General features: G+C 40.8%; 16 protein-coding genes. 6 read left to right on the top strand and 10 right to left on the bottom strand.

The features are described from left to right. Positions 1 to 15: 15 nt before the first annotated feature. From G4420_RS08165 to G4420_RS08150, 4 genes are all read right to left on the bottom strand, one after another. Complete coding sequence (locus G4420_RS08165; RefSeq protein ID WP_163323108.1) at positions 16 to 1,476, bottom strand: SGNH/GDSL hydrolase family protein; 1,461 nt, start codon at positions 1,474 to 1,476, stop codon at positions 16 to 18. Next, positions 1,473 to 4,601, bottom strand: a complete 3,129-nt coding sequence (locus G4420_RS08160) for a TonB-dependent receptor (RefSeq protein WP_163323107.1) — start codon at positions 4,599 to 4,601, stop codon at positions 1,473 to 1,475. The genes G4420_RS08165 and G4420_RS08160 overlap by 4 nt, the downstream gene beginning before the upstream one ends. A 71-nt stretch (positions 4,602 to 4,672) precedes the next feature. Then, positions 4,673 to 5,356, bottom strand: a complete 684-nt coding sequence (rsmI, locus tag G4420_RS08155) for a 16S rRNA (cytidine(1402)-2'-O)-methyltransferase (RefSeq protein ID WP_163323106.1) — start codon at positions 5,354 to 5,356, stop codon at positions 4,673 to 4,675. Further along, positions 5,349 to 6,248 (bottom strand): hypothetical protein, encoded by a 900-nt coding sequence (locus G4420_RS08150; protein ID WP_163323105.1) that lies wholly within the window; start codon positions 6,246 to 6,248, stop codon positions 5,349 to 5,351. Before G4420_RS08150 ends, rsmI begins: the two co-directional genes overlap by 8 nt. A gap of 138 nt (positions 6,249 to 6,386) precedes the next feature. Here G4420_RS08150 and G4420_RS08145 point away from each other — a divergent pair, with 138 nt between their 5' ends. Both G4420_RS08145 and G4420_RS08140 read left to right on the top strand, forming a co-directional pair. After that, positions 6,387 to 6,965, top strand: a complete 579-nt coding sequence (locus G4420_RS08145; RefSeq protein WP_163323104.1) for a thymidine kinase — start codon at positions 6,387 to 6,389, stop codon at positions 6,963 to 6,965. Further along, complete coding sequence (locus G4420_RS08140; RefSeq protein ID WP_163323103.1) at positions 6,965 to 9,433, top strand: bifunctional UDP-N-acetylmuramoyl-tripeptide:D-alanyl-D-alanine ligase/alanine racemase; 2,469 nt, start codon at positions 6,965 to 6,967, stop codon at positions 9,431 to 9,433. The genes G4420_RS08145 and G4420_RS08140 overlap by 1 nt, the downstream gene beginning before the upstream one ends. Before the next feature lie 53 nt (positions 9,434 to 9,486). Here the strand turns inward: G4420_RS08140 and G4420_RS08135 are convergent, their stop codons facing one another. Beyond that, positions 9,487 to 10,188 carry a Crp/Fnr family transcriptional regulator gene (locus tag G4420_RS08135; protein WP_045032375.1) on the bottom strand — a complete coding sequence of 234 codons (702 nt, stop codon included), beginning with the start codon at positions 10,186 to 10,188 and terminating at the stop codon, positions 9,487 to 9,489. Positions 10,189 to 10,327: 139 nt separating this feature from the next. Then, positions 10,328 to 11,971, bottom strand: coding sequence for an NAD+ synthase (locus G4420_RS08130; RefSeq protein WP_163323102.1), 1,644 nt, complete (start codon positions 11,969 to 11,971; stop codon positions 10,328 to 10,330). A gap of 138 nt (positions 11,972 to 12,109) precedes the next feature. Here G4420_RS08130 and gldB point away from each other — a divergent pair, with 138 nt between their 5' ends. Beyond that, on the top strand, positions 12,110 to 13,126 hold the full coding sequence (gldB, locus tag G4420_RS08125) for a gliding motility lipoprotein GldB (protein ID WP_163323101.1): 1,017 nt from the start codon (positions 12,110 to 12,112) through the stop codon (positions 13,124 to 13,126). A 703-nt stretch (positions 13,127 to 13,829) separates the two neighbouring features. Here gldB and G4420_RS08120 read toward each other — a convergent pair. Continuing rightward, positions 13,830 to 14,591: a 3-keto-disaccharide hydrolase gene (locus G4420_RS08120; RefSeq protein WP_163323100.1), complete on the bottom strand. Its 762-nt coding sequence runs from the start codon at positions 14,589 to 14,591 to the stop codon at positions 13,830 to 13,832. A 393-nt stretch (positions 14,592 to 14,984) separates the two neighbouring features. On the opposite strand from G4420_RS08120, the gene G4420_RS08115 reads away from it, so the two are divergent. After that, positions 14,985 to 16,031: an ATP-dependent 6-phosphofructokinase gene (locus G4420_RS08115; RefSeq protein ID WP_045032368.1), complete on the top strand. Its 1,047-nt coding sequence runs from the start codon at positions 14,985 to 14,987 to the stop codon at positions 16,029 to 16,031. An 86-nt stretch (positions 16,032 to 16,117) separates the two neighbouring features. On the opposite strand, the gene rsmG is transcribed toward G4420_RS08115, so the two are convergent. From rsmG to G4420_RS08100, 3 genes are read right to left on the bottom strand one after another with little or no spacing between them, the layout of a single operon-like run. Continuing rightward, positions 16,118 to 16,738, bottom strand: a complete 621-nt coding sequence (rsmG, locus tag G4420_RS08110) for a 16S rRNA (guanine(527)-N(7))-methyltransferase RsmG (protein ID WP_163323099.1) — start codon at positions 16,736 to 16,738, stop codon at positions 16,118 to 16,120. A 7-nt stretch (positions 16,739 to 16,745) separates the two neighbouring features. Then, positions 16,746 to 17,354, bottom strand: a complete 609-nt coding sequence (locus G4420_RS08105; RefSeq protein ID WP_163323098.1) for an RNA polymerase sigma factor — start codon at positions 17,352 to 17,354, stop codon at positions 16,746 to 16,748. Further along, a complete protein-coding gene (locus G4420_RS08100) occupies positions 17,336 to 18,454 on the bottom strand; it encodes a glycosyltransferase family 2 protein (RefSeq protein ID WP_163323097.1) in 1,119 nt (372 codons plus the stop codon). The genes G4420_RS08105 and G4420_RS08100 overlap by 19 nt, the downstream gene beginning before the upstream one ends. 215 nt (positions 18,455 to 18,669) lie before the next feature. Here G4420_RS08100 and tgt point away from each other — a divergent pair, with 215 nt between their 5' ends. Further along, positions 18,670 to 19,797, top strand: a complete 1,128-nt coding sequence (tgt, locus tag G4420_RS08095; protein WP_163323096.1) for a tRNA guanosine(34) transglycosylase Tgt — start codon at positions 18,670 to 18,672, stop codon at positions 19,795 to 19,797. Positions 19,798 to 19,803: 6 nt separating this feature from the next. Further along, positions 19,804 to 20,883, top strand: coding sequence for an LptF/LptG family permease (locus G4420_RS08090; protein ID WP_163323095.1), 1,080 nt, complete (start codon positions 19,804 to 19,806; stop codon positions 20,881 to 20,883). The last annotated feature ends 111 nt before the right edge of the window (positions 20,884 to 20,994 follow it).

Here is a 20,994-nt window from a genome sequence, read left to right as displayed (position 1 = left end):
TATAAGGCAAATGTATTACTCCGAAAAGGCATTTCCTACAAACGAGTTAATATTAATGCTTTGAAGATTTGAATTTAATTCACTGTTCATTTGCCGGATGATAAAATTGGCGAGATAAGCATTTCCTCTTTGATTAAAGTGCAAACCGTCGAGCGAGTAAACTCCGTTTAACCTCAAGGTGCCTTCAACCGGAAGCCCATCGAAATAAATTATCTCATCGTTTAATGGTTCACCCCAGGCATCCTTTTTTCCTGTTTCCGCAACGGCATGAATTTCGTCGTGAAAAGGAACCAACACCATTCTTTCCGAGTGCCTATTTACCACTTCGCGTATAATGTCATTAAAAGTGTCAGTGGTGTTCTCAATCAGCTTAATACTTTCTTCAGACAAATACCAATCTTCGCTAAGCGGAACAATAGTACCCAGCCCCTCATCAGTGCTATCTTCTGTGAGCAAATAAAATACATATTCATTTTCTGTTACCTGGCGATATTTTTCCAACGGCGTGCCATCTGAGTAGAAAGCCGAACTTAGCGAATTATCTTCTACAACAAATTTCTGCGGAGCAAGATTCGAACCGTTTTCCACAAAATCAACAAAAGGCCGCTGGTTCTCGGGAGAAGCATTTCGATTGTGCTCTGCCACGGCTAAATTAAATGCAGCGTAACGTGCAGAAGCAGCAGCCATTTCTTTGTTATCAAGAAAGATGGAATTGTACGGACGGTGATAAAAATACGGGAAATTACTTATCGAAATTAAATCACCAACAACAATCTTTGCATCACTATTCGAAATTATCGACTGAATTAATTGTTGAAAATTGGTTTTGAACACATTCTCTTCTGTTAATTCGCCGGATTGTGTTGCACCATTAATCGCATAGTTCAATACATCGTTCATTCCAATCCATAAGAAAACCAGTGATGGTGATTTTTCACCAATTTGTTCAATAAGATTTGTATTATTTTCGGCATAAACCCTCGACAAAAACTGATTCGAAGTAAAATCAGCATCACTTAAATCTTTTACCGCCAAAAGTGGAACGGTTAAATCATTAAGAACGGTTTTATCGCCGCTGTATGCTTTTATTTCCTCACCGGGTTTTAAAACAAATTGTGGATTTTCGCTGGTTTGGTTTTCAAAACGATAAAACCATTTTCCATACAAATTATTGATTTGCGATACATAAACATTGTAGCCGGTTTCTGAATTAATACCGGCCTGATTGAACGGAACAGTATCGATAAGGTTGATTTGCCTGCTTAGCATTTTACCAACCGAATTAACTTGCCCGTTATCGTATAATGCACCATCCATAAAACCGCCTAAAAATCCGTCACCGATTACCAAAATGTTTTGTGGATTTATATCTCCCAAATCTTCAGTCCTGGGAATTGTTTCTTCAGGAAATTCATAAGAACAACCCGTCCAGATCAGACAGATAAGAAATACCAGATATGTTCTTCGATTCTTCATAAAATACTAAAAACATCATCAATTACATACGACACATAAAACATTACCCCCACGTTTGCTCCACCAAACGAATAGGCAAATTTATTATTGAGTAGGTTAGATGCTCCAAACTTTAGCAGCGACTTTGGTGAATCCATATTTACCGAGAACTGAATATCGAGCGTACTTACCGGTTCAATCCATCCATCACCAAATGTACTCTCCCAGTAATAGCGGTTTTGATAGCGCCAGGTAACTTTAAAACCCACATTCCTAAAACCCGGATTATTTTCCATCTGGTCCATTTTACGGTTTTGCACCGAAAGGTTCGATTTGAATCCAGGCGTATTAAATCCCGGTGCCACCGGATCGTACTGTTCGGTACTGATATTGGTCCATGTCATATTCCCTGAGAAAATTGCTCCCATCGGTGCCAGCCATTTATAGCCCAACGAAACTCCCTGCACGTTAATCTTACTTCGCGAGTTGACATTTAAGTAAAAAACATCATTTTGAGCAGAGTTGTTAAGCTGAGTGGCAGCAGTAAACATATCCACCTGCAGGCTTGTTTTAGGCTTCACCACTTTCGATATTCCGACGAAATTTTTATACAATGAATTGTAATAAACGGCATCAAGGAATAACGTATTCGCAATTTTGGTTTTATACCCCAACTCGAAAGTAAAAACCCGCTCGGGCTCAAAACCGTCAATATCATCATCCGAAACAATTCCACCTTCCAGAATATCGAGATTTTTCAGAACCGCCTGATTGTAACCATACTGATTCTCGTTAGAAACCATATCGACTGAAACGGCTTCAGAAAATTCATTAACCGTACTCAGATAAATACTATTTTCGGGAATATCGTATGAATCCCGAATTTGGCTCAATCCGCCCAAATATCTGGCAGTACCCAGATCCTTATTAATAAACTGCTCTTTTACTCCAGGATTGCGAAAACCGGTGAGCACAGAAAACCGCACATTGTTGGTTTCGTTTATATTGAACAAGGTTGAAAAGCGTGGCGAAAAATGCCCATTAAAGTTTTCGCTTTTATCATACCTAACCGACGTTTTTAAGTTAAATCTTTCATCATCGGAACTTTTTTGTACTTCGGCAAATCCGCCATATTCGTATAATGTAATATTATTCCCCAGCGTATCGGGGAAAATCGAACCTTTTGAGTTAAGATCGTAAAAACGGTAATTTGCCCCAAAAGAAAAATCGGCAAAACGAATATATTTTTTTAAGTCGAAATTAAGATCGGCGTGATACAAAGCTGAAGAGTTGTAAATACCCGCGCCATTTCTGAAATCATTACTTGAAATTATTTCATTTTTGGCCTTATCAAACTCCGGTGATCCCGGCGTAAGGCGGCCACGGTCGGCATATTCGCGCGCTTCGAGATGATTCGCCGACTGAACCCCTAAAAAGCGGTACGATCCTTTGTAGGCATTGTAATAATCGTGAAACCAATCTTCATCGCTTTTTGATAATTCGTTGAGATGGACAGCTAGAAATTTGGCATCGTAAGAGTTACCGGCATCTTGAAATGACGAGTAACCACGAACTAAAAAATGCGCCCCACTGAGTTCTGCTTTTCCCTGATAAATTTTAAAATCGGATAAGGATGTTCGGTTATCGCCGGTATAAACCGTTGATGCCTGACCAAAATTACCGTGCAATATAGCTCTTATATCGGGAGTAATTTTATAATGGAGCGAACCACTCATTTTCAGATTCTCCAGTTTGTTGTCAACCAAATACTGGTCGAGATAGCCGGTGCGCGAAACAATCTTATTTCCTTGATTTCTTTCCAATGGTAATTCAGCCGTAACTTCGTCGCCGTATTTGTTAATAGCATCGTGCCCCGGATCGTGTTCCCATTTTATATTTCCCGGACGAATATTAGTGGTGTCATTGGCATACCAATCGGTTCCTTTTGAATAAGAAGCATTGATTTTAAAGGCAAACCGCTCGCCCAAGGCTTTGGCAATTCGCATACCAACCTCAATTTGTGGTTTACCCGAAAACTGAAACGCATAATCGTTGCCGGGAACAATATCGCTAATTCCGGGCTTTACCAACAAACTCATCCCCTGGTATTCAAAAGGATCTTTACCATTCATTATTAAAATGCCGTTCAGGGCATTTCCTCCATACCTTACTTCCGACGGACCGGGAATAAATTCGATAGACTCAACGTCGAGCTCACTCAATCCGGCAATGTTTCCAATCGGAAAGTTCATACCCGGTGCCATATTATCCATCCCGTCAACCACCTGAACAAACCGTGTATTTTCGGTAGAATTAAATCCACGGGCATTAACGGTCATAAAATTCATACTTTGCATTACCACATCAACACCTTTCAAATTGCTAAGTGCCTGGTAAAAATTGGCTGAAGCTGTTTCGCGTAAGGTAAGTGCATCCATCTTTTCCATGGAAATTATCTGCCTGAAATTACGCTGTTCCACTTCAATTTCATAACCTCTCACTGTAACTTCTTCGCCTAAAATCGATTCTTCAGAAAGATAAAAGTCAAGGATTTTATGATTTCGTGTGAGTTGTATTTCCTGAGTTCTATACCCAACCATCGACACTCTCAAGGTGCAAGGAAATTCAGCTTCCGATCGTAAATAAAAAAGTCCTTTACTGTCGGTTGGTGCTCCAACTGTAGAATTCTTGATTACAACATTGGCTCCGGGAAGCGGAGAGTTGGAATTTTTATCGTAAACCTGTCCTTTCAAATCTAAATAAATCCTGATACCGGCCTGAACAAGAGCTCCATTGTCAGTCTCCTGAATAACCTCAACATGTTCCTCTTTGGCTATTATTTTCTTAAGTTCAAAATCGATCCCTTTATTATTCTTTTCAACAATGTATTGAAAGGGATGGTAGCCATCAATTGAAAACTTGATTGTACACGGCAAAGTAATATTGTTATCAAGTAAGTAGAAAAAGCCGCTGTTATCTGTATCAGTTTTTATTGATGTGTTTAAAACACTGATTTCAACATTACTAAGTACTCCTCCAGATCTGTCATCATACACCCTTCCTGATATATCAAGCTGAGCAAAAGCCGAGCTTCCATATCCGAAAATGAACCATAAAACGCAAAAGCAGAATATGTAATTTTTCATAGAATGACAGCACAGTAACCGTTTGGAAAAGCTAAAGGTATAACTATTTTTTTGTTAACAAACCGCGTTTGTCAATTTTGTTTTCCTTCAACAACGATCACTATTTCGCCTTTTGGAGTATGTTCCGAATAGTATGCTTGTAGCTCATTTACAGTTCCCCGCTTCACTTCTTCGAACATTTTACTAAGCTCGCGGCAAACGCAGGCTTTTCTTTCGGGGCCAAAAAATTCGGCAAACTGTCCCAGCGCTTTTACCAAACGATAGGGCGATTCGTAAAGAACAATGGTTCGCGATTCTTCGGCAAGAATCTTCAAACGGGTCTGACGGCCTTTTTTCTGAGGTAAAAATCCTTCGAAAATAAATTTATCGGTTGGCAAACCCGAAACCGCCAATGCCGGAATTAATGCCGTTGCTCCGGGTAAACATTCCACTTTCACGTTTTTTTCCACACAAGCCCGTACCAACAGAAACCCCGGATCGGAAATGGCAGGTGTTCCGGCATCCGAAATTAAAGCCACCGTATTTCCCTGCTCAATTTTTGAAACGATTGCCCCCGTGGTTTTGTGCTCGTTAAACTTATGATGTGCAACCAGCTTCTTATCTATCTCAAGGTATTTTAAAAGTTTTGACGACACGCGTGTATCTTCCGCCAAAATAATATCGGCCGCTTTTAAAACTTCAACTGCCCGCAGCGTGATATCCTGCAGATTTCCAATGGGCGTTGGAACGAGTATTAATTTTGCTTCGTTATCCATTTGGGAACCGGCGCTTTACAAGGTTTACAAATTTTAGGCTGGTTTCGTTCTTTTTCCACTTAAAGTTCTCCTGCAAATAAGAAACCGCTTCCTGAATGTTGCCTAATTTATCGAGATCGACAACCGTTTTTGCAAAGCTGTCGGCACTGCCGTCAAACAACTCGCGGATGTATTGATAGCGGTCGTTTATTCCAATAGCAGCCTGAATACTTTTTACAGGGCTGTTCGATATTTTATATTCCAGCTTTTTATCACCATTGCCGCTAAGCAAATCGTTAACCGACTTTTCGGTAATAACACGATCGCCAATCCTGTTAGTTGTCATAACAGGCTCCGGTTCATTTTCCGGCTCCTTTATTTGCTGAGGCTCTATTCCGCTTACAGGCTCTTCTTTTGTTTCTTCTTCGGGAGTTTCTTCTTCTACTTCAGAAACACTATCCTCTTCTTCTTCTGCAACGACCGTTTCCTCTTCAACATCTGAATTTTCTTCGTCCGCTTCAAACACCACTTCAGGCAAATCAAATTCCTCTTTGTTCACAACCCTCTCCGGCTTGGTTTCTTCGCTCTTTAACTCCTGCTCAAAATCCGACAAAGCTGCCAAACTTTCCTTTTCTTCAGTAGAAAGAGTAGCTTGTGGCTCCACTGGACTTTTCGTCTCCACAGCCTCCGGTTCTGCATACACTTTTGTTGCTACAGGTGCTGACACCAGAACTCTTTGTGCGGGCACATCCTTTTCGCTCAACAGCTGAATGATATGTTTTGCACCACTAAAACGAGTGCGGATAAATTCCAATTCCAATTCATCGAATCCTTCTGTACCTTTTTCGGCAAACAATTCTTCTATCTCCGAAATATCTTTTAGCAGAAATTTAAATAACTTTTTATTGTCCATTCATCCAAGCTTTTAACGTGATGTTGGTAAATTAATCGAGCTTTACAGTGCCCAAACAAGCCTGTAAATTTTATTTTTGTAAAAGTAGTAAATAAAAATACCCTGTAAGAATAGTATTACCAAAAAGAGTGACGTTAAATGTTTATTGAAAGAGATATAAACAGCCATAAAAAAGTTGGCACCATTGAAGTTGTTGCCGGGTCGATGTTTTCGGGAAAGACCGAAGAATTGATAAGGCGGCTGAAACGTGCTAAAATTGCCAAACAAAAAGTGGAGATTTTCAAGCCGATGGTTGATGTTCGTTACTCGGAAACGGAGGTGGTTTCGCACGATGAAAATGCCATCCACTCAACTCCGGTTGAAAACTCGGCCAATATTTTATTGCTGGCCGGAGATGTTGATGTAATTGGAATTGATGAAGCACAGTTTTTCGACAAAGGCCTGATAAATGTGGTAAACCAGTTGGCCAATATGGGTATTCGCGTAATTGTGGCTGGTCTGGATATGGATTTTAAAGGCGAACCTTTTGGCCCGATTCCAGGACTGATGGCCGTTGCAGATTACATTACCAAAGTACATGCTATTTGCGTTCGGTGCGGGAGCATCGCACAATTCTCTCATCGCCTTTCGGAAAAAGAGCAAGTGGTTCTGCTGGGCGAAAAAGATATTTACGAACCACTTTGCCGACGCTGTTACAACAAAGCACATAAGGAATAATGATCAACCTGACGGCAAAACAAATAAACGCCGTAGTAAATGGTGAGTTTTTCGCTTCCTCATCATTTCAGGATTTTACTGTTTCAGAAATCATTACCAACAGCAGGACTTTCTTCGGCGGATCACACGTTACCTTTTTTGCCTTAACAGGCCCCGTTTTTAACGGACATAATTACATCGCCCAACTTCGTAAAAAAGGTGTGCAGCTATTTATCGTTTCCGACAAAAATTTTATTGATGACCATGCCAACTACATTTTGGTTGAGGACACCGGTTTTGCACTTCAGCAACTAGCCGCTTATAACCGAGAACAGTTTTCGAAGCTTGTTATTGGGATTACAGGCAGCAACGGAAAAACCATTATTAAAGAGTGGTTGTACGATCTCCTTTCTGCAGAGTTGAAGATTATACGAAGCCCGAAAAGCTACAACTCTCAGGTAGGTGTTCCCTTATCGGCATTGTTAATTGATGAGCAATACGATCTTGCCCTGTTAGAAGCAGGAATCTCGGAGCCCGGTGAAATGCAAAAACTTGCGCCAATCGTTCGGCCCGACATTGGAATACTGACCAACATTGGTGATGCTCACCAGGAAAATTTTCACTCGCTTGAGGAGAAACTGCTCGAGAAATTAAAACTTTTTACAGGCGCAAAAAAACTGGTATTTCGGTCAGATCGCTTCTACTCAAAAAACATCACAGAGTTTTGTTCGCAAAACAATATTGATCCCATAAACTGGTCGTTGAAAAACGACAATGCGGCTATTTTGTTTAAAAGCAAAATTAAATCGACTTGTACTGAAATTGAGGTAAGAATAAACAATAATTATTATTCATTTTCAATTCCATTCACTGATGATTCAGCACTTGAAAATGCCTGCCATTGTTTTGCTACGCTAATTGCTTTGAAGAAAGACCCAACAGATTTTCTAACGCAATTCAGTAAGCTGCAACCGGTGGCTATGCGCCTCGAAATTAAACAGGGAATAAACAATTGTTTGCTTATTAACGACTATTACAATTCGGATTTGAATTCGCTGAGTATTGCGCTGTCGGTGCTGAAACAACAAGCAGCCAAAAGCCATTTGTTTAAGCATGTAATTTTATCTGATATTCAGCAAACAGGTATTGAAACGACAGAACTTTATTCGAAGGTAAACCAGCTTTTACAGGAATGGGGAATTAACAAACTCACCGGAATCGGCAAAGACCTTTACCAACACCAGCATATTTTTCAATTGGAAAGTGAGTTTTATACCGATCGCAGTGAGTTTGAAAAACGCTTTGTGCGAAGCAACTATTCATCGTCGGCAATTTTATTAAAAGGTGCGCGGCAATTTGAACTGGAGAAAATATCAGCGCTACTTCAACAGAAAGCACATCAAACGGTGCTTGAAATAAACCTGAATGCGCTGGTGCATAATCTTAACACTTTCAGAAAATTATTGCGCCCGGAAACCAAAATAATGATAATGGTAAAAGCTTTCTCGTATGGTAGCGGCGATGTGGAAATTGCGCAACTTTTGCAGCACCAAAATGTAGATTACCTGGCAGTTGCTGTGGCCGACGAAGGTGTTCAACTGCGAAATGCAGGCATCATTACTCCAATTGTAGTGATGAATCCCGAACACGACAGTTTTCAGAATATTATTGATTTTAACCTGGAACCAAATATCTACAGCTTCCAATTATTACAAGAATTTGTAAAGGCTTTGGAAGAATTTGGTTTAAGCAACTTCCCCATTCACATAAAAATCGACACAGGCATGAACCGTCTTGGCCTGAAAACGGAAAAAGAAGTTGAAGAAGTACTTACATTTATTAAAACCAATAAGCATCTAAAAGTCAAGTCTGTTTTTTCACACCTTGCCGGAAGCGACGAACCGGAACTTGATGAATTTACCCAGGAACAGTTCACGCGATTTGCAGATTTATCGGCGCAGATTGAAAATGCCTTTGACTATAAAATCGACAAACACATTTTAAACTCGGCCGGTATTGAACGTTTTCCCGATCAGCAAATGAATATGGTGCGGCTGGGAATTGGGCTTTACGGCATTTCGCAAACCGGATTAGCGTTACAACAAATCAGCACCCTAAAAACCACAGTATCGCAGGTTAAAACCGTAAACACAAACGAAACTGTTGGGTACAACCGAAAAGGAAAAATTAAGCAACAAAGCCGGGTAGCCGTTGTTCCAATGGGTTATGCCGACGGAATAAACCGCCGACTGGGCAACGGTTTAGGCAGTGCTTTTGTTAACGGACAAGAAGCAAGAATAATCGGAAATATATGTATGGACATGCTGATGCTCGACGTTACCAACCTGGAAGTTAATCCGGGCGACAAGGTTGAAATTTTTGGGCCAAATATTTCCATTTCAAAGGTGGCCCAGCTACTTGAAACTATTCCATATGAGATTTTAACAGGCATTTCACAGCGCGTGAAACGGGTGTATTTACAGGAATAAAAAAATGCCACCTGATTTCTCAAGTGGCACTCGCAATATTTTTATAAAAACTGTTAACCTAATTTACTGATACGCTCCAGGCGGGTGGTATCCAAAATCCGAATCTTTCTGCCATCGATAGCAATTACTTTTTCGTTGGCAAAAGTTGATAATGTACGAATGGCATTTGATGTGGTCATATTAGAGAGGTTAGCAATATCCTCGCGCGATAAGAATGCTTTTAATGTTGTTCCGTCGTTTTCGAAACCATATTTATCTTTCAAAAGAATCAGCGATTCGGCCAAACGACCACGGATATGTTTTTGTGTTAAAGTTACAGTTCGGGCATTGGAGAAACCCAGTTCTTTCGAAAGTTTACTGATAATCTTAAATGAAAAATCAGGGTTTTTTAAGGCGCGTTCAAAAATGAAATCAGGATCGATGGTACAAACGAGCGACTCTTCAAGTGTTACCGCCGAACCGTTGTGTGTTTCCTCGGCAAGTAAAGCACGATAACCGATCAATCCAAGCGGTTTTGTCATACGAATAATCTGCTCTCTACCGCCCACTCCTTCTTTAAAAATCTTAACCTTTCCGTCAATCAAAACCAAAAATCCATTCGGCTTATCTCCTTCTTTGTAAATAAATTCATTCTTTTTGTACTGCGAAAGAGAAATATGGTGTTGCAAGTCGTCTTTATCTTCCTGCCCCAACAAATAAAAAATTGATTTCTGATTGTCAACCAGGTCTCGAAGTCCAATATCTGAATTTAACATATACCCGTCTGTATGTTTTACAGCATCAAAGCTAAAAAAAATTGTTAAAATTGATTCTTTTTTAACGTTTATTTTACCTCAAAACGGAATAATATCATCAACAATTGGGCTGAAAACGGTTGATAAAAAATTCACATGGCTAGTAACGGGCAACCAGCGGCATTTTTCGTCCGAAGCCAAAAGCTTTTGAACTTACTCTTAAAATCGGAGCTGCCTGAAAACGTTTATATTCATTCATGTTCACCATTCTTATCACTCTTCGAACCACTGCCTCGTCATAGCCCAAGGCAGCGATTTCTTTTGGTGATTTATTCAGTTCAATGTAGTTGAAAAGCATATCGTCCAGTTCTTCGTATTCAGGCAACGAATCGGTATCTTTCTGATCGGGGCGTAACTCTGCTGACGGAGGTTTAACAATGGTATTCTCCGGAATTATCTCACCATCCTTATTCATAAACCGCGACAGTTTAAACACATCCAGTTTGTAAACATCGCCAAGCACAGCCAGGCCGCCATTCATGTCGCCGTACAGTGTACCGTAACCAACAGCACATTCGCTTTTGTTTGTTGTGTTTAACAGAATATGGCCAAATTTATTCGAAATCGCCATCATATAAATTCCGCGCGCACGGGCCTGAATATTTTCTTCGGTAACATCGGGCGAGCGACCTTCGAAGATTGACGAGAGTGCCGACTCAAACTGATCGACTGCCGATTGAATATTCACTACATCGTAACGAATTCCGAGGTTTTCAGCCAGTTCGCGAGCATCATTCACACTGTGGTCCGACGAATATTTTGATGGCATTAACAACACGCGCACATTTTCGGCACCCAAAGCACGAACAGCTAGTACCACTGTTACTGCCGAGTCAATTCCGCCCGACAAACCCAGCGTAGCCTGCTTAAAGCCCATCTTTTTAAAATAGTCGCGAATGCCCAGTACCAGTGCATCGTGTATTTTTTCGATGTAATCAACTTTTGGTTGCAGCGCTTTTTCGCCCAGCGATTTAGTATCGAGCACGAGGCAATCTTCCTCAAAATATTTCAGCTCTTTTACAATCTCGCCGGTGGCATCGATGTACACCGATCCGCCATCAAAAACCAATTCGGTTTGTGCACCCACCTGGTTACAATACAAAATTGGGATGCCGTATTTTTTTGCTTTTGTTATCAATACATTCTTTCGCCAGCCTTCCTGGTTATACGAAAATGGTGATGCAGAAAGGTTGACCACAAAATCGGGTTTTAGCTTCGCCAGCTCCTCCATTGGCGATATTGAGTAAAGCTTGTCTTTGCCAAACTCGTTGGCCGTTGGTTGCTCGTCCCACAGGTCTTCACAAATGGTAACAGCAATCTTTTCGCCTTTGTATTCTACCAGGCTAAACTCACGGTTCGGCTCAAAGTGGCGGTACTCATCAAAAATATCGTAGGTAGGCAGCAGCGTTTTGTTGTGGCTGCTTTTAATTTCGCCATCGGCCAGAAACAGTGCCGAATTAAAAAGTGTTTTACCACGTTCGTGCTGGTTAATACGCGGTGCACCAACCAACGCTGCAATTCCGTGGCAGTGCTTTGCTATTTCGGCAACAGCATCATCGGCTTTTGCAATAAACTCCTTTTTCTCCAGCAAATCGTGCGGGTAATAACCGGTTACCGACAATTCGGAAAAAACAACCAGATCAACGTTCGCTTGTTTCAGGCGGTTGATCTCTGCAATAATCTTCGACGCATTTCCTTCAAAATCGCCGATGGTATAATTTAACTGTGCCAGTGCAACTTTCATTTTTCTATATTAGCCGGAAGACCGAAGTGCGAAATCCGAAGTTTGTTTAAATAGAATGACGATTGCAAATCTCCAATTTTTAGTTCAGTTTTGCAATAAATAAGAAGTGTAAGCGTAATGATTTAAATTTCTTGTAAAATGAAGTGGATAAAAGCAGTGGTTTTTATGGGCGTTATTGCCCTGATTTTCTTTTCATGTAAACGAAATCCCTTAAAAGTAAATATTTCTGATGTTGAGAAAGAGGTTGAAGTGGTGCGGTTTGGCGAGCAGCTTTTTAACCTTGAAGGAAAAGACACGCTGGAAACAATAACGGAACTGAGCAACGCTTACCCCGATTTTTTTAATTTGTACACTTATCGCGTTATTCAGGTGGGTGGAATTGGCGACGAAGATTTTGCAGCAATGATAAGCCTGTTTTTAAACGACTCGCTTATTCAGGACGTAAAACTAAAAACCGACTCGGTGTTCCCCAACCTCACAAAACTTGAGAAAGGCCTGACAAAAGCATTTAAGTATTACAGCTACCATTTCCCGGAGAAAGAACTGCCGACGATTTACACTTATATTTCGGGATTTAATCAATCGGTTGTTACGGCCGAAAATATTATCGGAATAAGCCTCGACAAATACCTGGGGCGTGATTGTAAGTTTTACGAGCAATTACAAACTACGCCTCAGTATAAAGTACAAAACATGCACAAAGACAAGATTTTGTCGGACGTGGCTTTTGCCTGGGCAATTACCGAGTTTGAGCACGAAGACCGCGCTACCAACCTGCTGGGCAAAATGGTTGAAAAGGGGAAACTGATGTACCTGGTTGACGCCATGTTGCCCGATATGGAAGACTCGCTGAAAATTGGCTACACCACACAACAACTGGAGTGGTGCCATATGAACGAACCGCAAATGTGGACTTACCTTATTGAGCACGAAATGTTGTACACCAGCAAACGTATGGATATTATCCGCTACATTAACCCGGCACCGTCAACCAGTGGTTTTCCGCTCGACTCGCCCGGAAGAACCGGCGTATGGATTGGCTGGCAGATTGTTCGGCAATACATGAAAAAACACCCTGAGGTAACCGTGCCCGAGTTGATGGCCAATTACGATTTTCAGCAGATTTTGAACGATTCGGGTTATAATCCGGAGTAAGAAAGTTAACAGTAGGCAGGGGCTGTCGGCAGGCATTGCAGAGCCGCTTTGGGCAATGGTATTTCTTGCTTCCCAAACTTTTGCGGCACAAGAACAAACACATTTATTCACTTCCCGAACTTTTGCGGCGGGGTAGCAAAGGTGTTTTCTGGCTTCACGAAGTTTTTCGACAAGTTAGCAAACGTGCTTTTGGGCTTCCCAAAGTTTTTAGTGGGGGTAGCAAATGCTTTTGCTTGTACCTCCAATTTATTAGGCGGGGTAGCCATGGCAACTGCCGAGCTGCACGGGTTTTTAATTAGGTAGAAAACAGTGTTACCGGAAGGCAGAGCTTTTGCTACTGGCTGGTAATTGCGTCGCCGGAGGGACGTCAATTTTCGTTACGGCAATAAACAGGTTGGCTAAGGGTATTCTGTTTTACCTGACATGAATTTTAAAACAATACACTGCAGTTAAACTTCATCGTTCAAGAAAAAAGCGATAAAAACAGCAAACAAAAAACATTCATATTCCCGGAATTACCAAAAGGAATGAAAGTAGTGCCAATTTTCAGTTAACTCTCCCTCATTCTCTCTACGGGTTGTTGAAGGCACAATCAGGGTGAGTCAATAGATTTTGAACCAGATATTGCTATTGGTTTTTAAGAGACTTTCAGAAAAAAGCCCGGCAGAAAAACTACCGGGCCTATCGTTATCAGCTTAAAAGCTTAATAATTCATTTCTTTAATTTTGATGTTGCGAAACCAAACATCGTCGCCGTGGTCTTGCAAAGCAATAACACCTTCTTTGGCAACGTTTGCCCAGTCAGGATTTAATCCCGGGAATTTCGATCCGGCTACCAGTTCTTTCCAGTCATCAGTCCACAGGTGGTACTCAACAACAGTTTCGCCATTTTGCTTATGCACTACAGTACCTTTGTAGCAAATAATTTCAACCGTATTCCATTCGCCGGCAGGTTTTGCATTTTGTGGTTTTGCAGGAATCAGGTCGTATAACGAACCGGCTTTGCGGTTACCATCTTTTCCTAACAATGCATCAGGGTGACGCTCATTGTCTAACACCTGCATTTCAGGAGCCGTTTTATAAATTGGCCATCCTTCGTGCTCTTTTCCTAAATAGAAAATACCTGAGTTACCACCTTCAGCAAGTTTCCATTCCAGTTTCAAATGAAAATTAGAATACTCTTTGGTAGTGATAATATCGCCACCATCACGCGATCCGGCTTCGCCCTGACCTGATTTTTTACAGTGTAAAGTTCCGTCAACAATTTGCCATCCTGTTGGAAAATGGTCTTTGTTGTTACCACGCCATCCTTCGCTGGTTTTGCCATCAAAAAGCAATACCCAACCTTCTTCTTTTTCTTTTTTTGTTAATTGGTTTAAACCGGCCGAACCTCCTGTTTTTGTACTCTTACACGAGATAGAAAACACAAAGGCAGTAGCCATTAAAAGTGAAAAAAACTTTCTCATTTCTATTACATTTAATTGGTTAAAGATTAAAATGCCATTTTTTCAAACGACGTGCGAATGTACAAAAATAGTTAGAACGTTATTTTTCCACGGCTAAAAAAGAAATCATGAAATACTGTATTTAACGGGCTTTTAACGTCGGTTTTATAAAGTTCTTTTGTAAATTCGGTAGATAATTATAAAATACAGGAAGAAGTTGTTTTAAGTTAATCAGGAATTTCGAGAGTGACATATTGATTTTCAGTGGCGAAGCTCCATTTTTCTCATCCGTCAACGGACGGACGTAAGAAAAATTAGCTGAAGCCAATGATATCAAGATGCCTGCCTGCGGTAGACAGTTTACTTGCAGTTTTTCAGATTAGCTTTAATCAACTTCAAATAAAATTAAATACTATGAGTACTTCAGCAAAGCCAAAAAGGATTGGTATTTTGACTGCAGGGGGCGATTGCCCGGGACTGAATGCAGCAATCAGAGGCGTTGGAAAAACAGCGATAGTTGAATACGGAATGGAGGTGCTGGGCTTTAATGCCGGCTACTCAGGTTTAATAAACGGCGATTACATCGAGTTGAAAGAATCGGCACTCTCGGGCATTCTTACGCTTGGCGGAACCATTCTTGGAACCTCGCGCGAAAAGCCCTACAAAGGGAATAAAAACGGAAAAGATGCAGAGGACAAACCACACAAAATAATGAAGAACTATAAAAAACTGGGCCTAGATGCTTTAGTTTGTATAGGTGGTAACGGAACCATGAAAACCGCAAGCCTTTTGGCACAGGAAGGGATGAATGTGGTTGGAATCCCGAAAACCATTGATAACGATGTTTGGGGTACCGATGTAACTTTCGGTTTCGATTCGGCAGTGCAAATTGCCACCGATGCCATCGACCGATTGCACACCACAGCTAACTCGCACCAGCGTGTAATGATCATTGAAATTATGGGACACCACGCCGGTTGGCTGGCATTGTATTCAGGACTGGCGGGTGGTGGCGACATTATTTTGCTTCCAGAACTGGAGTACAACATCCGCTCGGTTTGCAAAAAAATTGAAAGCCGTTTCGAGAGCAACAAACCGTACTCAATTGTTGTAGTTGCCGAAGGAATCGATCATCCGAAAGAAGTTTCAGCAGCAACACATATTGCACAGGCTATTCAAACCTACACCGGCATTGAAACACGCGAAACGGTTTTAGGTTACATTCAGCGCGGTGGCTCACCAACTCCAATGGACCGGATTTTGGCCACTCGCTACGGAGCTTTTGCAGCCCAATGTATTGCCAACGAAAATTTTGGAACCATGGTCGCTGTAAAAAATAACGATTTAACAACCGTACCGCTAGAGGAGGTTGGTGGCAAATTGAGATTGGTTGAACCGAATTTAGGACTAATTGAAAAAGCACGGAAAATGGGTGTCTCATTTGGCGACGAGTACATGTAGAAAGAATAAAAGATTATTGATTAAGGATAAATAGAAAGAAAGCCGGCTTGTAGAATCAAACCGGCTTTCTTTTTATTATAATCTTTTTATAATGGAAGATGCAATACTTTCTTTGTTTCGAAAAAAGGTTCTTCGAAATATTGCGACAAATCTTGTAGAAATATTCGTTTTCCGAAAGGTTTTACCTCTGCAGTAAGATCACCGCCTTTTAAATAAATTACTCCGTTGGGCAGCGCATTTTGTTGTTTCTTCGAGATGTTTGTTCTAATCCACTTTACAAAATCGGGCAAACGTGTAACAGCGCGACTCACTACAAAATCGTACTTTTCTTTTAATTCTTCAGCACGAACCTGATCGGCACGCACATTTTTTAATCCCAGCGATTGGGCAACTCCGTTTACCACTTTTATCTTCTTCCCAATCGAATCAACCAGGTGAAACTGCACCTCAGGAAAAAGAATGGCCAGCGGAATTCCGGGAAAACCACCACCCGTTCCCACATCCAATACTTTCGTTTTATCGTTGAAGCGAATAAACTTGGCGATACCTAACGAATGCAACACATGACGCTCGTAAAATTCAGAAAAATCTTTTCTGGAGATCACATTAATCTGTGCATTCCAATCGGCATACAACGGTTCCAATTGTTTAAACTGTTCAATTTGGGTTTCGGTTAAGTGAGGAAAATACTTTAGAATTAAATCCATACAAAAGTTAATCTTTTCGACCTATCTCGGTGCTTTCAATCATTTTAAACAGCATTTCGCGAGCTCTGAAAAGCTGTGCTTTAACTGTTCCGAGCGGCAAATCTAACTCTTTTGCTATTTCTTCGTACGAAAACTCTCTGAAATAACGAAGCTCGACCAGAATTTGATAACGCGGCTTTAACTTTCGCACTACACGCCGCAATAAAATGGCCTTTTGTTGACGGATCAGCTTTTCTTCCGGATCGGGATCTTTCGACCGAAGTTTTATGGTTTCGCTGTTATCATCCTGACCGTTGTTTTCTATGGGTACATGCACGCCTTTTTTCTTTCGTAAAAAATCGATGCAATTGTTCGATGCAATTTTAAACAACCAGGTGCTGAATGCGTAAGTTGGCGAGTATTGATGAAGACTTTTAAATGCCTTTCCGAATGCTTCAAGTGTCAGATCTTCGGCATCGCTGCGGTTATTCACCATTTTAAGCAGCATAAAATAAATAGCGTCTTTGTAGCGGTTTAACAATCGGGCAAAAGCTTTATCATCGCCGGCTAAGGCTGCTTTTACAAGCTCGTAGTCCTGCCGTGCTTTTTCCGATAGTATTACCTCCTGTTTTTCCATTTGTGATTTTGACTTTGCCGATTAAAGCTCCACCTGAAAAAAAGTTTATAAAAAGGCATTATAAAACTGAACACTAACGAAGTTATGAATAATTTACGTTCATTCAAACGTTTCTGCAATATTTTTATGATAACCATGAAAACCAGCAACTTAACTACCACTAAGATTGCAATAACAGGCCATAACCTGAATGTAACCAATAAAACAAGTACAACAAAAAGAGGATACAAGACCTGTGTTAACCTGTCGAGAAGCAAAACAAACTGTTTCCATTTGCTCAGATGTTTCTCAATACGAATGCTTTTTCGAACCAAATCTTTGAACTCTGAATGACCAACAGCAACCTGTTTGGTAAGAATGCTTTTGTCATTAAAACAGAGCTTAACATTCTTTTTCCGGATAAAACGGTTAATTACCAGTTCGAGGTTGGCATAAGGCTCCTGCACTCTGATACCAAAACCGCTCAGCTTAAAGTATTCGGCTTTTTTAAAAGCAACATTTTCTTCGTTATAAACAAAAGCTAATCCGTTAAGTGAATACGACGCACTCCTCACCTGCTGAAAGAAATTTTCGATGCGGTATAATTTATTAAACCGGTTTTTGTTTGCAGTAACAGTAGTGTAAGCCACTTTTACCAACACGGTATCGACCGTTTTTTTATCCATTTCATTCAACCAGTCCTGCGACGGATTTTGTGCACTTACCGGGTACATCATCACCCAATCCTTTTCGGCTGATTTTAATGCAATGTTTTGCGATAATTTTTCGGAATAACGTGTTTCCTGGCTCAGCGAAGAAAGTTTCATCCGCTGGTAGCGCTGCTTTAACAAGCCCAGTACCGACAAAGTATTGTCTTGCGAAAAATCGTCGACAACCACAACTTCCATTTCCGGATTTTCCAAACTGAGCAAGTGCGGCAAAGTTTCGTGGCAATTTTCTTCTTCATTTCGTACTACCACTAATACCGAAAGTGGTGCCTTTTCTGTTGCCTCCGGTTTTGCTTTCGTTTTAATAAGCACCCGCAGCGGAAAAAAAAGCAGATACAAAAGTCGTAAAAGCCACAATAAAGCTACTACCACAAACACCATCAACTGCGTCATTGTTAATGTATTAAAAGTATCTAAATACTCCAGGATCATAAAGAGAAGAAAATTCGGTATTAAAAACTAAGCAATAGTAGCAAAATTACCGGTACCAATTTGTTTTATCAGTTCGAAATTGTTTACAGTAATTAGTTTTTATTAACAGGCTCAGGCGGGTTTAAAACAAGTCAATTCGGGTGAAATAGCTATATTTGCCACGCAATTTTACACAAATGCAATTCGAACTACAGAAAACAGCAGATAACTCGCGTGCCCGTACCGGTGTAATTACCACCGACCACGGAACAATTGAAACGCCAATATTTATGCCGGTTGGAACAGCCGGATCGGTGAAAGGAATTCACACCCGCGATATAAAAGAGGATATTAATGCCCAGATCATTCTGGGGAATACCTACCATTTGTATTTACGCCCCGGAATTGATGTGATTGAAAAAGCAGGTGGGCTGCACAAATTCAATCGCTGGGACCGCCCTATTTTAACCGACAGCGGAGGTTTCCAGGTTTTTTCGCTGGGCGATATACGCAAACTCAGTGAAGAGGGTGCGCGTTTTCAGTCGCATATCGATGGATCGTACCATATGTTCACGCCTGAAAATGTGATGGATATTCAGCGCACTATTGGCGCCGATATTATTATGGCTTTTGATGAGTGCACTCCGGGCGATGCCGATTACAATTATGCAAAAAAATCGTTAGAATTGACGCAACGCTGGCTGGAACGTTGTTTTAAACAGTTTAACAGTACCGAACCAAAATATGGATATTCGCAAACGCTATTCCCTATTGTACAGGGAAATACATTTACCGACTTGCGAAAAGCTGCCGTTGCCAATGTAAAAACCTTTGATGCCGATGGTTATGCAATCGGAGGTTTGTCGGTTGGTGAAACCGAGCATGAAATGTACGAAATGACGGAAGTTTGCACTGCCGACCTTCCTGAAAACAAACCGCGCTATTTGATGGGCGTTGGAACACCTGTAAATATTCTGGAAGGTATTCACCGCGGAATTGACATGTTTGATTGTGTGATGCCCACCCGAAACGGCCGTAACGGAATGTTGTTTACCAGCGAAGGAATAATCAACATCCGCAATAAAAAATGGGAAAACAATCACTCTCCCATCGATGAAAACGGAACATCGTTTGTCGACCAGTATTCAAAATCTTATCTTCGTCACCTTATAATTTCAAACGAAATGTTGGGTGCGCAAATTGCAAGTCAGCACAACCTGGCATTTTACCTGTGGCTGGTAAACACAGCCCGCCAAAAAATACAAAGCGGCGATTTTGTGAGCTGGAAAAACGAAATGGTAATAAAACTAAAAGAAAGACTGTAGAAAAACATGAAGTGGTATAAAACAATAGATTTTTACATTTCGAAAAAGTTCCTGGGAACTTTCTTTTATGCCATTGGTCTGATTCTAAGTATAGCCATTGTTTTCGACATTTCTGAAAACCTCGACGAATTCCTTTCGAAAGACATTCCTATGAAGGATATTGTTTTTGATTATTACATGAACTTTATCCCTTATTTTGCCAACTTGTTCAGTCCTCTGTTTACATTTATTGCGGTAATTTACTTTACCTCGAAAATGACCTACAACACCGAGATTATTGCCATTTTAAGTAATGGTGTTTCCTATAGCCGGTTAATGCGGCCTTACCTGGTTTCGGCACTTGTAATTGCACTGTTTTCGTTTATGCTGGGCAACTACGTTATTCCGCCTGCCAATAAAACCATGAATGATTTCAGGCACAATTATATAAGAAGCAAATCGGTTGGTACCGAACGAAATATTCACCGCCAAATTGAACCCGGCACCTATATTTATATGCAAAGTTTTAATGCCAACAATGTAGGAATGCGTTTTACCTTAGAACGTTTTGAAGACTCGGAATTAGTTGAAAAACTTACCGCACAAAACATTCGATGGGACAAGGAAACCGGTAAGTGGGTAATTAATTCGTACTGGAAACGGAATATTTTTGAGGATCACGAAACCTTCGAAAAAGGCTACGTGATGGACACCACGCTAAATATGGTACCGGGCGATTTTCAACGCCTGAGCAACGAAATGGAAACCTATACAACACCGGCACTTCTAAAAGAAATTAAATTAATGAAGATGCGTGGTGTAAACACTATTGAATGGGAAATTGAAAAACATAAACGCATTGCGAATCCGTTTGCTGCGTTTATTTTAACACTTATTGGCGCCGGTCTTGCATCGCGTAAAGTAAAAGGAGGACTTGGACTGCACATTGGGTTGGGGCTGCTACTGGCGTTCTCCTACATCCTTTTTATGCAAATTTCAACCGTATTTGCCGTTAGTGGCACTGTACCAATCATTTTTGCTATCTGGCTGCCAAATCTGATATATGCCATACTCGCATTATTTGTTTATCGTTGGGCTGCCCGCTAGGAATTGAATCCTGGATACTGGATGCCCGATAGTATCCAAACGACTTCTGACATTTGGCAAATCCTGCAATTTTTCAAACATACAATACAATAATTCGAAGGGTTTGAACCT

Origin of the sequence: Draconibacterium mangrovi, from assembly GCF_010586825.1 — a bacterium.
GTDB lineage: Bacteria > Bacteroidota > Bacteroidia > Bacteroidales > Prolixibacteraceae > Draconibacterium > Draconibacterium mangrovi.
Note: the sequence above shows the minus strand (reverse complement) of the source record. Positions and strands in the feature narration are given on the sequence as shown.

What these genes read in the sequence shown, in the direction of transcription:
- G4420_RS08165 (WP_163323108.1), bottom strand. Translation starts at nt 1,476, where the DNA reads ATGAAGAATCGAAGAACATATCTGGTATTTCTTATCTGTCTGATCTGG.
- G4420_RS08160 (WP_163323107.1), bottom strand. Translation starts at nt 4,601, where the DNA reads ATGAAAAATTACATATTCTGCTTTTGCGTTTTATGGTTCATTTTCGGA.
- rsmI (WP_163323106.1), bottom strand. Translation starts at nt 5,356, where the DNA reads ATGGATAACGAAGCAAAATTAATACTCGTTCCAACGCCCATTGGAAAT.
- G4420_RS08150 (WP_163323105.1), bottom strand. Translation starts at nt 6,248, where the DNA reads ATGGACAATAAAAAGTTATTTAAATTTCTGCTAAAAGATATTTCGGAG.
- G4420_RS08145 (WP_163323104.1), top strand. Translation starts at nt 6,387, where the DNA reads ATGTTTATTGAAAGAGATATAAACAGCCATAAAAAAGTTGGCACCATT.
- G4420_RS08140 (WP_163323103.1), top strand. Translation starts at nt 6,965, where the DNA reads ATGATCAACCTGACGGCAAAACAAATAAACGCCGTAGTAAATGGTGAG.
- G4420_RS08135 (WP_045032375.1), bottom strand. Translation starts at nt 10,188, where the DNA reads ATGTTAAATTCAGATATTGGACTTCGAGACCTGGTTGACAATCAGAAA.
- G4420_RS08130 (WP_163323102.1), bottom strand. Translation starts at nt 11,971, where the DNA reads ATGAAAGTTGCACTGGCACAGTTAAATTATACCATCGGCGATTTTGAA.
- gldB (WP_163323101.1), top strand. Translation starts at nt 12,110, where the DNA reads ATGAAGTGGATAAAAGCAGTGGTTTTTATGGGCGTTATTGCCCTGATT.
- G4420_RS08120 (WP_163323100.1), bottom strand. Translation starts at nt 14,591, where the DNA reads ATGAGAAAGTTTTTTTCACTTTTAATGGCTACTGCCTTTGTGTTTTCT.
- G4420_RS08115 (WP_045032368.1), top strand. Translation starts at nt 14,985, where the DNA reads ATGAGTACTTCAGCAAAGCCAAAAAGGATTGGTATTTTGACTGCAGGG.
- rsmG (WP_163323099.1), bottom strand. Translation starts at nt 16,738, where the DNA reads ATGGATTTAATTCTAAAGTATTTTCCTCACTTAACCGAAACCCAAATT.
- G4420_RS08105 (WP_163323098.1), bottom strand. Translation starts at nt 17,354, where the DNA reads ATGGAAAAACAGGAGGTAATACTATCGGAAAAAGCACGGCAGGACTAC.
- G4420_RS08100 (WP_163323097.1), bottom strand. Translation starts at nt 18,454, where the DNA reads ATGACGCAGTTGATGGTGTTTGTGGTAGTAGCTTTATTGTGGCTTTTA.
- tgt (WP_163323096.1), top strand. Translation starts at nt 18,670, where the DNA reads ATGCAATTCGAACTACAGAAAACAGCAGATAACTCGCGTGCCCGTACC.
- G4420_RS08090 (WP_163323095.1), top strand. Translation starts at nt 19,804, where the DNA reads ATGAAGTGGTATAAAACAATAGATTTTTACATTTCGAAAAAGTTCCTG.